This is a genomic window from Albimonas sp. (assembly GCF_055129145.1).
The window spans coordinates 1-12,821 of record NZ_JBSRTQ010000126.1; the positions used below are offsets into that span (position 1 = coordinate 1).

At 73.2% G+C, this 12,821-nt stretch carries 8 protein-coding genes; 1 reads left to right on the plus strand and 7 read right to left on the minus strand.

All coding sequences use genetic code 11. The features are described from left to right. From ACTB72_RS16680 to ACTB72_RS16695, 4 genes are all read right to left on the minus strand, one after another. Positions 1–717: MFS transporter (locus ACTB72_RS16680; protein ID WP_463038136.1), on the minus strand; the 717-nt coding region annotated here is incomplete at its 3' end. A 173-nt stretch (positions 718–890) separates the two neighbouring features. Next, entirely contained in the window at positions 891–1,703 is an 813-nt protein-coding gene (locus ACTB72_RS16685; RefSeq protein ID WP_463038137.1) for a metal ABC transporter permease, read from the minus strand. Then, positions 1,700–2,512 (minus strand): ATP-binding cassette domain-containing protein, encoded by an 813-nt coding sequence (locus ACTB72_RS16690; protein ID WP_463038138.1) that lies wholly within the window; start codon positions 2,510–2,512, stop codon positions 1,700–1,702. Before ACTB72_RS16690 ends, ACTB72_RS16685 begins: the two co-directional genes overlap by 4 nt. Continuing rightward, on the minus strand, positions 2,509–3,003 hold the full coding sequence (locus ACTB72_RS16695) for a Fur family transcriptional regulator (RefSeq protein ID WP_463038145.1): 495 nt from the start codon (positions 3,001–3,003) through the stop codon (positions 2,509–2,511). The genes ACTB72_RS16690 and ACTB72_RS16695 overlap by 4 nt, the downstream gene beginning before the upstream one ends. 96 nt (positions 3,004–3,099) lie before the next feature. Here ACTB72_RS16695 and ACTB72_RS16700 point away from each other — a divergent pair, with 96 nt between their 5' ends. Further along, complete coding sequence (locus ACTB72_RS16700; protein ID WP_463038139.1) at positions 3,100–4,167, plus strand: zinc ABC transporter substrate-binding protein; 1,068 nt, start codon at positions 3,100–3,102, stop codon at positions 4,165–4,167. A 132-nt stretch (positions 4,168–4,299) separates the two neighbouring features. Here the strand turns inward: ACTB72_RS16700 and ACTB72_RS16705 are convergent, their stop codons facing one another. The 3 genes from ACTB72_RS16705 to glgA form a co-directional block, all read right to left on the minus strand. Next, on the minus strand, positions 4,300–6,711 hold the full coding sequence (locus ACTB72_RS16705; RefSeq protein ID WP_463038140.1) for a glycogen/starch/alpha-glucan phosphorylase: 2,412 nt from the start codon (positions 6,709–6,711) through the stop codon (positions 4,300–4,302). Positions 6,712–7,091: 380 nt separating this feature from the next. Further along, the gene (gene glgX, locus ACTB72_RS16710; RefSeq protein WP_463038141.1) at positions 7,092–11,207 is read right to left on the minus strand and encodes a glycogen debranching protein GlgX; all 4,116 of its coding nucleotides are present in this window, start codon (positions 11,205–11,207) and stop codon (positions 7,092–7,094) included. Further along, positions 11,204–12,652 carry a glycogen synthase GlgA gene (gene glgA / locus ACTB72_RS16715; protein ID WP_463038143.1) on the minus strand — a complete coding sequence of 483 codons (1,449 nt, stop codon included), beginning with the start codon at positions 12,650–12,652 and terminating at the stop codon, positions 11,204–11,206. The genes glgX and glgA overlap by 4 nt, the downstream gene beginning before the upstream one ends. Between the last annotated feature and the right edge of the window lie 169 nt (positions 12,653–12,821).

Genomic DNA, 12,821 nt, shown 5'->3' on the forward strand with positions numbered 1-12,821 from the left:
CGCCGGCGCGGCCCCGCCCCGCATCGCCGGCGCCGGCGCCGGCGCGGCGCCCCGGCTCAGCGTCTCCGGCAGCAGGATGAGCGCCGCGGGCAGGATCAGGGCGGCGAGCCCGTAGATGGCGAACGGCGCGCGCCAGCTCTCCTCCGCCAGAATCCCGCCCCCCGTAAGGAACACCAGCCCCGCCAGCCCCATCGAGGACGCCTGCAGCCCCAGGAATTTTTCGCGCGCCGGCCCCGCGAAGAGATCGCCCGCCATCGCCGAGGCCGCCGTCATCAGCGCGGCCACCGCCATGCCGAGGAACGCCCGCCCGACCAGCAGCGCGTTCAGCCCCTCGACCCAGAGGCCGGAGGTCCCGGCCAGCGCGTAAAGCACGATCCCCGCCAGCATGATCCGCCGCCGCCCGCTGCGGTCCGACAGCCAGCCCACCAGCGGCGCGCAGAGCGCCACGAACAGCCCCGGCAGCGTCACCGCCAGCCGGGTCATCAGGGCCGCCTGCGGCTCGGTCTGCGCGAACGCCGCCTCCATCCCCGGCAGGCCGGGGGAGATCACGGTGGACGCCATGATGGTCAGCGACGACACCAGCAGCAGCGTCGCCACCCGCGCGAGGCCCGCGTCGCGCACCGCGCCGGTCGGCAGGGGAACGCGCCCGCCCGCCTTCGGCGAAACGCCCTCGCGCGCGCCGATCCGCGCGCGCGGCCCGTGATGGGTTCCCGACATCGCTGCTCACCTCTCTTCGACCGCGCCGTCCGCCCGGTCGCTCTTGCCGGAGCCCTAGCGGAGGCCGGGGGAATAGGACCGCGCCGATGACCGAGGTCAAGCCCGGCCGCAGCGCGCCCCGCCCTGCCGTGGCGTCGGGCGGGGCGGAGACGGGGACGAGACGGCGGGGCCGCTCAGCCCCTGCCCGCCGCCATCCTCCGCAGGCCCGCGACCAGGTTCGTCGCCACCAGAATCCCCGCCGCGGCCAGCACCACCGAAGGGCCCGCCGGCGTGTCCCATTCCCAGCTCGCCGCCAGCCCGCCGATGGCGGCCAGCGCGCCGAAGATCGCCGCGCCCACCGCCATCGCCTCGGGCGAGCGCGCCAGCGCGCGCGCCGCCGCCGCCGGGATCACCAGCAAGGAGGTGATCAGCAGCGCCCCCACCACCTTCAGCGCCGCCGCCACCAGCAGCGCCAGCGCCAGCATCAGGATCAGCCGCTCGCGCGCCGGATCGCGCCCCTCCGCCGCCGCGAGCTCGGGCGCGAGCGTCGAGGACAAAAGCCCGTTCCACCGCCAGATCAGCAGCCCGAGCGCCGCCCCGGCCCCGCCCCAGATCGCCGCCAGATCCCCCCGGCTCACCGCCAGAATGTCCCCGAAAAGCCAGGACGACAGGTCCATCCGCGCGCCGGGGATGAAGGCCATCGCGACCAGCCCCGCGGCCAGCGAGGTATGCGCCGCAACCCCCAGCAGCGTGTCCGCCGCATAGGTCCGGCCCGAGACGGCGCCGATCCCCGCCGCCACCGCCAGCGTCACCACCATCACGCCGGCGAAGACCGGGATCTCGGTCGCCAGCGCCAGCGCCACGCCCAGCATCGCCGCATGGGCCGTGGCGTCGCCGAAATAGGCCATGCGCCGCCAGACCACGAAGCAGCCGAGCGGCCCCGCCGCCGCCGCCACGCCCAGCCCCGCCAGAGCCGCGCGCACCACGAAATCGTCGAGGAAGCTCATCGCGCCGCCTCGCGCTCGGGCGCGCGGCGCCCATGGTCGTGCCCGTGGCCGTGGTCCTCATGGTCATGCGCATGAGGGTCATGCGCATGGTCATGCTCGTGACGGTAAAGCGCCAGCGCCCCGCCGGTGCCCATCCCGAACAGCGCCCGGTATTCCGGGGCCGCCGCCACCACCGTCGGCGCCCCCTCGCAGCAGACATGGCCGTTGAGGCAGATCACCCGGTCCGACGCGCTCATCACCACATGCAGGTCGTGGCTGACCATCAGCACCGCGCAGCCCAGTTCCGCGCGCAGCTCCGCCACCAGCCGGTAGAAGGCGGCGGCGCCGGGCTGGTCGAGCCCCTGGGTCGGCTCGTCGAGCAGCAGCAGGTCTGGCCGGCGCAGCAGCGCATGGGCCAGCAGCGCCCGCTGGAACTGGCCGCCCGAAAGCGCCGACATCTGCCGCCCCGCGAGCCCCTCGGCCCCCGCCCGCGCCAGCGCCGCGGCGCGCACGGGCGCCGAGCGCTCGCCCGCCAGCCGCAGGAACCGGTCGACGGTCAGCGGCAGCGTCGGGTCGATGGCGAGGCTCTGCGGCACATATCCCAATCGCAGCCCCGCCCGCCGGGCGATCCGGCCCGAGGCCGGCTTCATCGCCCCCGCCAGCGCCCGTAGGAAACTGGTTTTTCCCGAGCCGTTGGGCCCGACCAGCGTCACGATCTCGCCGGGACGGATGGCGAAATCCACGTCGCTCAGCGCCTCTCTCCCGCCATGGCGCAGCGTCAACGCCTCGGTCTCGATCAACGGGGCGCCGGTCAGGTCTGGCCCGGTCATGCGGGGGCGCCCTGCGCCGCGGCGCGGCAGTCGGGACACACGCCCTCGGCCTCGATCACCGTGCGCTCGATCTCGAAACCGATGGCCGCCGCCTGCGGGGCCAGCGCCGCCGCCGCCGCCGGGGCCGCGCATTCCGCCACCCGCCGGCAGCCGCGGCAGATCATGAAGGCCGGCGCATGGTCGTCGCCGGGATGGCCGCAGGCGACATAGGCGTTCAACCGCTCGATCCGGTGCGCGAAGCCGTTCGCCACCAGGAAATCCAGCGCCCGGTAGGCGACGGGAGGCTGCGCCGCGCGCCCGTCCGCCCGCAGCCGGTCGAGCACGTCGTAAGCGCCCAGCGCCGCATGGGACTCGCACAGGATCTCCAGCACCCGGGCCCGGATCTCGGTCAGGCGCAGCCCCTGCTCGGCGCAGGCGCGGGCCGCGGCCTCGCGCGCCGTGGCGGCGCAATGGTCATGGTCGTGCCGGGCGAAGGCGGGGTCGGGAGCCATCTTGGGCATGACGTTACCTTATAACATTACACTTGTTATGTTGTAACGCCCTTGCTACACCCGGCCCCCACGGATTGGCAAGAGGAACGCGACATGATGGCGGGCAGACGAGACGGGCGAAGAACGGGACGGGGGCGCGGCGCGCTGACTGCGGCGGCGGCGCTGGCAGTCCTCGCCGGCCCCGCCGCGGCGCGGGATCCGGTGCGGGTCGCAGCCGACATCGCGCCCGTGCAGTCGCTGGCGGCGATGGTGATGCAGGGCGCCGGCATCCCCGCCCTGATCGTGCCGCCCGGCGCCTCGCCCCACGGCTACGCGCTGCGCCCCTCCCAGGCCCGGGCCTTGCAGGAGGCGGAGATCGTGTTCCGCGTCGGCCCCGGCCTGACCCCCTGGCTGGAGGAGGCGATCACCGACCTCGCCGCCAATGCCGTCGCCGTGACGCTGGCCGAAGTCCCCGGCGTCGCCCATCTCACGATCCGCGAGGACGCGATGTTCGCGCCGGAGGCGGAGACCCACGAACATGATGACGACGAACATGGCCCCGAAAAACATGGGCACGACGACCATGACGGCGACGCGCATCACGCGGACCACGACGACGACGGCGACGATGACCACGAGGGCCATGAGGGTCACCACCATGCGGCGGGCTCCGACGATCCGCATCTGTGGCTGAACCCCGACAACGCGCTGGTCTGGATCGACGCGATGGAAGCCGCGCTCTCCGAAGCCGACCCCGAGCGCGCCGATCTTTACGAGGCCAACGCCGACGCCGCCCGCGCCCGGATCTCGGCTGCGGCGGAGCAGGCGGAGGCGACGCTCGCCCCGGTCCACGGCCGCGCCTACGCCGTCTTCCACGACGCCTACGCCCATTTCGAGCGGCGCTTCGATCTCCCCGCGCTGGGCGCGCTGTCGCTCGGCGACGGCGCCAAGCCCGGCGCCCGCCACCTGACCGAGCTGCGCGACCGGCTGATCGAGGCCCATGCCGCCTGCGTCTTCTCCGAGCCGCAGTTCCCGCCCCGCCTCGTCGCCGCGATCACCGAAGGGACCGGGATCCGCCACGCGGAGCTCGACCCGCTGGGCGCCGGGCTGGACCCGGGGCCGACGCTCTATCCCGCGCTGATCGAGGGGATGGCCATGTCGATGGCGGACTGCCTCGACGGCTGAGCCCAGGTCCGAAACGCATGCGGGGGGCGATGCGCATCGCCCCCCGCACAGCCTTCCGGCGCCTGACGCCCCCCCCCCCGCCGAGGGGAGCGCCGGAGGCGGGGGCCCGAAACCCGGGCCCGCCCCGCCCGCTCACTCCATCGGTTCGGCCTGCCACACCCGCTCGGCGTAATTGCGGATCGAGCGGTCGGACGAAAACCGCCCCATGCCCGCGATGTTGATCGCCGACTTGCGCAGCCAGTCCTCGCGATGCTTCCAGGCGTCGTCGATCCGCCGCTGGATCGCCCAGTAGCCCGAGAAATCGGCCGTCACCAGGAACCAGTCGTGGTGGCGCAGCGTGTCGCCGATGCCCTTGAACCGGTCGGGATCGTCGGGCGAGAACTCGCCCGCCTCGATCTGCCCGATCACCCGGGCGAGGCGGGCATCCGCCTCGATCGCGGGCCTGGAGTCATAGCCGTTCTCGCGCAGGGCCCGCACCTCGTCCGCGGTCTTCCCGAAGATGAAGATGTTCTCCGGCCCCACCGCCTCGCGGATCTCCACGTTGGCGCCGTCGAGCGTGCCGACGGTCAGCGCGCCGTTCATCGAGAACTTCATGTTGCCGGTGCCCGACGCCTCCATCCCCGCGGTCGAGATCTGCTCCGACAGGTCGGCCGCCGGGATCAGCTTTTCGGCCATCGAGACGTTGTAGTTCGCCGGATACACCACCTTCAGCCGGCCCTTGACCGCCTCGTCGCCGTTGATCCGCGCGCCGATGTCGTTGATCAGCTTGATGATCAGCTTGGCCTGCACATAGCCCGGCGCGGCCTTGCCGCCGAAGATCTTGACCCGCGGGGTCCAGTCCTTCTCGGGGTTCTCGCGCATCTCGTTCCACAGCGCCGCGGTCTCGAGAATGTTGAGCAGCTGGCGCTTGTATTCGTGCAGCCGCTTGATCTGGATGTCGAACAGCGCGTCGGGATCCAGCGCCGCCCCGCCCTGCGCGGCCAGCCAGTTCGACAGCCGCACCTTGTTGGCGCGCTTGGCCGCGTCGAGCCGCGTGCGGAACGCCGGATCGTCGGCGAGCGGACGCAGCCCTTCCAGCTGGTCGAGATCGGTGATCCAGCCGGCGCCGATCGATTTGTTGATCAGGTTGCGCAGGTTGGCGTTGCAGGTGTTGATCCAGCGCCGCGGGGTCACGCCGTTGGTGACGTTGACGATGCGGTCGGGATGCAGCGCATGCAGCTCGGCGAAGACGGTGCGCTGCATCAGATCGGTATGCAGCGCCGACACCCCGTTCACCCGGCACGAGCCGATGAAGGCGAGGTTGCCCATCCGGATCTCGCCATGTTCGATGATCCGGGTGACGTCGGGCCGGTCGGGATGCTCGGCCTCGTGGCGGCGGTCGATCATCTCGATGATCTGCAGATGCCGCGGCAGCACGCGGGCCATCAGGTCCCAGGGCCAGCGCTCCAGCGCCTCGGGCATCAGGGTGTGGTTGGTGTAGTGCAGCGTGTCGCGGGCCAGCTCGAACGCCTTGTCGAAGCTCATGCCGTGATCGTCGATCAGCACCCGGATCAGCTCGGGCGCCGCGATCGCGGGATGGGTGTCGTTCATCTGGATCGCCACCTTGTCGGACAGCTGCTCCAGGTTCTCATGGTCGATCAGGAAGCGGCGCATCAGGTCGCGCACCGACGCGGCGGAGAAGAAATACTCCTGCTTCAGCCGCAGCTCCTTGCCCTGGGGCGTGGTGTCGTCGGGGTAGAGCACGCGGGAAATCGTCTGCGCCAGGATCGCGGGCGCAGCGGCCCCGACGAAATCGCCCTGGTTGAAGCGGTCGAGCTCGAACAGCCGCTCGGGCTTCGCCGACCACAGCCGCAGGGTGTTGGTCCACTTCCCCTCCCAGCCGGGGACGGGCGTGTCGTAGGCGGCGGCGAGCACCGCGTCATCGGCCTTCCACTCGGCCGCGTCGCCCTGCGTGGGCGTCACCGTGCCGCCGAAGCCGATGCGATACTGCACCTCGCGGCGCTGGAACTCCCAGGGATGCGCCTGTCGGAGCCATTCCTCCGCCTCCTCCACCTGCCAGCCATGGTCGAAGGACTGGCGGAACAGGCCATGGTCGTAGCGGATGCCGTAGCCATGGGCCGGCAGGCCGACGGTGGACATGGAATCGAGGAAACAGGCGGCGAGCCGCCCCAGCCCGCCATTGCCCAGCGCCGCGTCGGGCTCGTCCTCGAGGACCGCGCGCCAGTCCTGGCCCAACCGCTCCATCGCGTCCTTGGCCATGTCGCCGAGGCCGATATTGTCGATCGCATCCTCCAGCAGACGGCCGATCAGGAATTCCATCGACAGGTAATAGACCCGCTTGCGGTCCTCGGCGTAGCCGCGCCGGACCGAGTCGAACCAGGGCGCGATCACCAGATCGCGGATGGCGTGGGTCAGCGCGAGCCGCCAGTCGGACTTGGTGGCCGCGTCGGTGGGCTTGCCGATGGTGTAGGTCAGATGGCCGAGAACGGCGGAGGCGAGTTCGTCGGCGTCGGCGGGACGGGTGACTGCGTGTGAGAAGCTCATGCCGGTGTCCCTTGCAGGCTGCGACGGTCGGGGCGGACGAGGAGAAGCTGGGGGAGACGAGGTCGGGCGAGGATGAGTTGGCGCATGGTCGAAGAGATAACGGACCGCGGAGGCTTCGACAGGGCGCGCGGGGTCGCAGGGGGGGGATTGAGCGCGCATATCTTGCCCGGAGAAGGGTATCGAGCCGATTTTCACGCCGGTTCAGGCGGTTTCCCGACCGATAGGGCGCCGACATGCCCAAGCTGACGGCAATTGGTTAACCATTTGCTGCCGAAGCGCGCGGATCTTGGATGGCGATGCAGCGCATCGACTTTCGGGCCCTTCCGCGCCGGCGACCGCCCTTGGCCGCCCGCGGCGCGGCGAAGCGGACCGCGGGGGGCTCATCGCCCCCGCTCCCGCCCGAAGATCTCCGCCGCCCGGATCAGGCCCGGGGCCTGATCCATCGCATCCGCCGCCGCGCCATGGCGCAGGCGCCAGTTCGGGACCTCGTCCACCGTGCCCGGCACGTTCTGCTGGCGCCGCTCGTCCAGCGCATCGTCGATCTGCACCGCCGCCAGCGCCGAGCCGCCGGCCGCGAGCAGCCCGTGGATCGCGTCGCGCAGCTCGGGCGTCAGCAGCTCGGGCGGATGGTCGAGGTCGAGCCCGTCCGGCGCCCGCCCCTCCGCCGCCAGCAGCCGGGCGAGCGCGGCGCGCGCGCCCGCCCGCTCCGCCCGCATTGCGGCGGCGCCGGCCGGGTCGACATGACCCAGCCCTTCGCGCACCCGCACGTCGTCGGCGTCCCACCACCCCGCCAGCGTCGGCGTGTCATGGGTCCCGAAGCTCGCGAGACTGCGCCGCGAAAATTCCGCGGGCGGACGGAAGCCCTGCGGCCCGCCCTCGAACTGCAGGATCGCACAGCCATGCAGGCCCGCGTCGTCCAGCGCCTCGCGCAGACCCTCGGGCACCGTGCCCAGATCCTCGCCCACCACCACGCAGCCGAAGCGCGCCGCCTCGATCCGCACCAGCGCCAGCAGCATCGCGGCGGGGAAGCGCACATAGCCGCCCGGCGATCCGTCCTCCGGCGCCCAGAACCCGCGGTCGAGCCCGATGACATGGTCGATCCGCACCGCCCCGGCATGGGCCATGGTGGCGCGCAGCATGTCGCGGAACGGCGCGTAGCGGCTGGCCTGCAGGCCGGCGGGGTTGAACGGGGCCAGCGCCCAGACCTGGCCGGCCGCGTTCAGCGCATCGGGCGGCGCGCCCAGCGACACGCCCCGCGCCAGCGCCGCGGGCCGCGCCCACGCCTCCGCCCCGTCCGGCCGCACGCCGACCGCGATGTCGAGATAAAGCCCCAGGCCCATCCCCGCCGCCTTCGCCCGCACCTGCGCCGCGTGCAGCTGCAAGGCCGCGGTCCATTGCGCCCAGGCGTGGAACCGGATCTCGGTCGCATGCGCCCGGGCGAAGGCCGCGACCTCCGGGCTCTCGGGATCGCGCAGCGCCTCCGGCCAGGCCCGCCAGTTCGCGCCCTCGGCGAGGCTCAGCGCCTCGAACACCGCGAAGCGCGCCCGCGCCCGGCCGCCGGCCTCCAGCCACGCCTCGAACGCCGCCATATCGCCGCCCTGCCCGGCCTCGAACATCTGGAAGAGCGCCCGCATCGCCGGCGCCCGGATCCGGGCGGCGAGCGCGGGGTTGCCGTAATCATCCTCCCGCCACGCCTTCAGCGCCGCCGCCTCCGCGGTCACCGCCGCCTGCGCGCCGGGGCAGGTCGCGAAGCCCGGCACATGGTCGATGGCGATGCGCCGCGCGTCGAGCGCGCTGCGCGAGGTCGGCGAATAGGGGCTGATCCCGCTGTCGGCCGCGCCGAGCGCATGCACCGGATTGACGCCGAGGAAATCCGCGCCGAGCCGCGCCAACCCCTCCGCCGCCGTCGCCAGATCCTCGAAATCCCCTTCGCCCAGACTGCGGGCCGAGGTCAGCGCATAGACCGCCCCCGTCGCCCCCCAGACCTTGTCGCGCCCCGTGACCTCGGCCACCTGCGGCGCAAGCGCGGGGGCGGCGGCGATCAGCACGATCTCTCCGCCCGCCGCCAGCGCATGAAGACCGGCGGGGAGCGGCGGCAGCGGCTCCCCCGCCCCGCCGGCAGCCTCGCCGCCATCCTCGAGCGCCAGAGACCAGGCGAGCGGCGGGTCGAGCCGGAACGCATCGGCCACCCCCGCCTCCACCACCGCTTCGCGCGGCAGCAGACGGGCCGCATCCTCCGCCTCGATCCCCGCCAGGATCGCCGCGGCGTCAGCCTCCGCCTCCGCCCCGATCTCCAGCCCCATGGCGCGCAGCAGCGCGGTCTGGGTGGCGGGCCCGGCCACATGCTCGCGCCCGCCCACCTCGAAGTAGCTGCGGAAAATCCCCATCCGGTCGGCGAGCCTCGTCAGCGCCGGATCGGCCGAGACCGCCTCGAACACCAGCGCCGAGCCCGCCGCGATCGCTTCGGGAACCGCGCCGGTCCCCGGCGCCCCGTCCGCCGCCTCGGTGCTCAGCGCCAGCGCCCAGCGCAGGCCCGGACCGGGCGGCGGCAGCGACAGGGCCGAGCGCTCGCCCGCATTGAAGGCCAGCGCCACCGGCGCGCAGTCCGCCCCGGCCTCGCCGCGCAGCACCAGCACATAGCCGCCGGGGGCCTCCGCCTCCCAGTCCGGTTCGCCGCCGTCGAGGCCGGCCCAACGGCTCTCCCTCCAGCCCGTCTCCCGCTCCGCCCCATGCAGGAAAACCGGCCGGCGCAGCGCCGGCAGCCGGGCGCGCAGCGCCGCGGCGGCGGCGGCGAAGGCGGTGAGGCTTTCGTCCGCGGTCCCCCAGTCGAGCCAGGTCGTGGCGTTGTCCTGGCAATAGGCGTTGTTGTTGCCGCCCTGGCTCTGGCCCTGCTCGTCGCCCGCGCGCAGCATCGGCACGCCCTGGGCCGCGAAGACGGTCAGCAAAAGGTTCCGCCGGCGCTTCGCCCGCGCCGCCTCCTGCGCCGCGTCGCCGGGCCCTTCCGGCCCCATCGGGTCCGAGACCTCGCCCTGATGCCCGTCGCGATTGCCCTCGCCATTCGCCTCGTTGCGGCGGGTGGCGTAGAGCGTGGCGTCGGCGAGCGTGAACCCGTCATGCGCCGCCACGAAATTGACCGAGGCCCAGGCCGCCCGCCCGTCCCGGTCGAACCGTTCGGCCGAGCCGAGCAGCCCCGAGGCCAGCTCATGCGCCCCCCCCGGCCAGCCCTGCCAGAACCGCCGCGCGCCATCGCGGAACCTGTCGTTCCACTCCGCCCAACCCGCCGGAAACGCTCCCAGCCGGTAGCCGCCGGGCCCGATATCCCAAGGCTCCGCGATCAGTTTGACGCCCTCGAGACACGGGTCCGCGGCCAGATCCGCCAGCAGGTCGGAGGCCGGATCGAAGCCGCCGTCCCGCGCCCGCCCCAGCACCGGGGCCAGATCGAAGCGGAACCCGTCCACCCCGATCCGCTCCGCCCACCACGCGAGGCTCTCGCGCATCAGCCGCCGCGCGGGGACCTTGGACAGATCCATGGTGTTGCCGCAGCCGGTGTCGTTGACGTAGTCCCCGTCCGGCGCGCCCTGCGCATGGCGGTAGTAGCCGGCGTCATCCAACCCCCGGAAAGCCAGCATCGGCCCGCTCTCATGGCTTTCGGCGGTGTGGTTGTAGACGACGTCGACGATCACCTCGATGCCAGCGCCATGCAGCGCCGCCACCGTCTCGCGCAGCCCCGCCGCCCCCTTCGGCCCCATGTAGCGGGGCGCGGGCGCGAAATAGCCGAAGGGGTTGTAGCCCCAGTAATTGGTCAGCCCGCGCCCCACCAGATGCGGCTCGTCCATGAAGGCCTGCACCGGCAGCAGCTCCAGCGCCGTCACCCCCAGCCGGGTCAGATGCGCGAGGATCGCCGGATGGCCCAGCGCCTCGTAGGTGCCGCGGATCGCCTCGGGGATCTCGGGATGCAGGCGGGTCAGGCCGCGGACATGGGCCTCGTAGACCACGGTGTCCGTCCAGGCCCGGCGCGGCCGCTCGGCCGGGTCGATGCGCGGCAGATCGCGGACCGCCACGCTGCGCGGCATGAACGGCGCGCTGTCGCGGGGATCGGGGGCGGCGGGGTCGCCGGGCGCGTGGGCGCAAAGCGCCTCGGTCCACAAAGGCTCGCCATCGAACGCCCGCGCATAGGGGTCGAGCAGCAGCTTCGCCGGATTGAACCGCATCGCCGCCTTCGGATCCCACGGCCCATAGGCCCGGAACCCGTAGCGCGCCCCCTCCGCCAACCCCTCGATCCGCCCGTGCCGGATCGGGCCTGAGCGCCCGGGCAGCGCCAGCCGCGCCGTCTCCCGCCCCGCCTCGTCGAACAGACAAAGCTCCACCCGCTCCGCGTCGGGCGCATGCACCGCGACCTCGGCCCCGCCGTCATCCAGCGCAAGACCCAATCGGTCGGGCCGGCCCTCGCTCATCCGAAGGGCGATCACGCGGGGCGAGGAAAGGGGAGCGGTCATGCGGTCTCCTGCTGCGCGGCCCCGGGGACGAGGCGGCGATAAAGGTCGGCGTAGCGCCCGGCGCTTTCGCCCCAGTCGACTGGCTGGCGAAGGGCGGCGCGGACCAGCCCGCGCCAGGCCTGAGGCTGACGATATAGGGCGCAGGCCCGCCCGATCGCCGCGGCCAACGCGCCCGCGTCGTCTGGCGCATGCACGAATCCGGTGGCGGCCCCCACCCGAAGCGCGGCGGCGTTGGCGTCGATCACCGTGTCGGCCAGCCCCCCGGTCAGCGCCACCACCGGCGCCGTCCCGTAGCGCAGCGCGCAAAGCTGGGTCAGGCCGCAGGGCTCGAACCGGCTCGGCACCAGGATCGCGTCGGAGCCGGCCTGCATCAGATGGGCCAGCGGCTCGTCATAGCCGATCACGCAGCCGACCCGGTCCGGATGGGCCGCGGCCCACCACTGAAACCCCGCCTCCAGATCCGCGTCGCCCGACCCCAGGACCACCAGGCTCCCCCCCTCCGCCAGCAGGCCCGGCATGACATCCATCAGCAGGTCGAGCCCCTTCTGCCTTGTCATGCGCGAGATCACGCAAAAGAGCGGCGCATCGTCGGAGGGCGAGATCCCGAACCGCTCCGCCAGCGCCTGGCGGTTGGGCCGCTTGCCCGGGGCGTTGCGATAGGGGCGTGCAAGGTCCGGGTCGTGGCTCGGGTCCCATATCGCGGTGTCGATGCCGTTCAGCACCCCCTCCAGCACGTCGGCCCGATGGCGCAGCAGCCCGTCGAGCCCGTTGCCGAATTCCGGCGTCAGCAGCTCGCGCGCATAGGTCGGCGACACCGTGGTGATCGCGTCGGCATGGGCGAGCCCGGCCTTGAGGAAGCCGAGGCTCCCGTGAAACTCCAGCTGGTCGGCGTTGAACATCGCCTCGGGCAGGCCGAGCGGCCGGAGCGTCTCGCGCCCGAACAGCCCCTGAAAGGCGATGTTGTGGATGGTGACGACGGATTTCGGCGCGTCCCCGCCCGCCAGCCGCAGATAGGTCGGGGTCAGCCCCGCCTGCCAGTCATGGGCGTGCACCACGTCGGGGCGCCAGCCGCGCAACCCCTCCGCCCCGATCCGGGCGCCGGTCCAGGCCAGCAGGCCGAAGCGCAGGTGGTTGTCCCCGAAATCGGCCCGGTTCAGCCCCGCATAAGGTCCGCCGGCGCGGTCATAAAGCCCGGGCGCCTCGATCAGGATCAGGTCGAGCCCCTCGGCCTCCCCCTCCAGCAGGCTCGCCGGCCCGAAGGGGGTGTCGAGCGGGGTGATCCGCGGCGCCGAAAGCCGCGCGGCCAGCCCGCGATAGGCCGGCAGCAGGGTGCGCATCGCGACGCCCTGCAGGCGCAGCGCGCCGGGCAAGGCCCCGGCCACGTCGGCGAGGCCCCCGGTCTTGATCAGCGGCGCGCATTCGGACACGACGGAGAGGACTTGCATCGGCGCGCTCCGGGATGGCTCCGGCGCAGGGCCGGCGTGGATCAGACCTAGTTCCGCCCCGGCGCTCGGGCAATGGGCGGGGCGGCCGCGGCGGGGGGGGGGGGGGGGGGGGGGGGGGGGGGGGGGGGGGGGGGGGGGGGGGGGGGGGGGGGGGGGGGGGGGGGGGGGG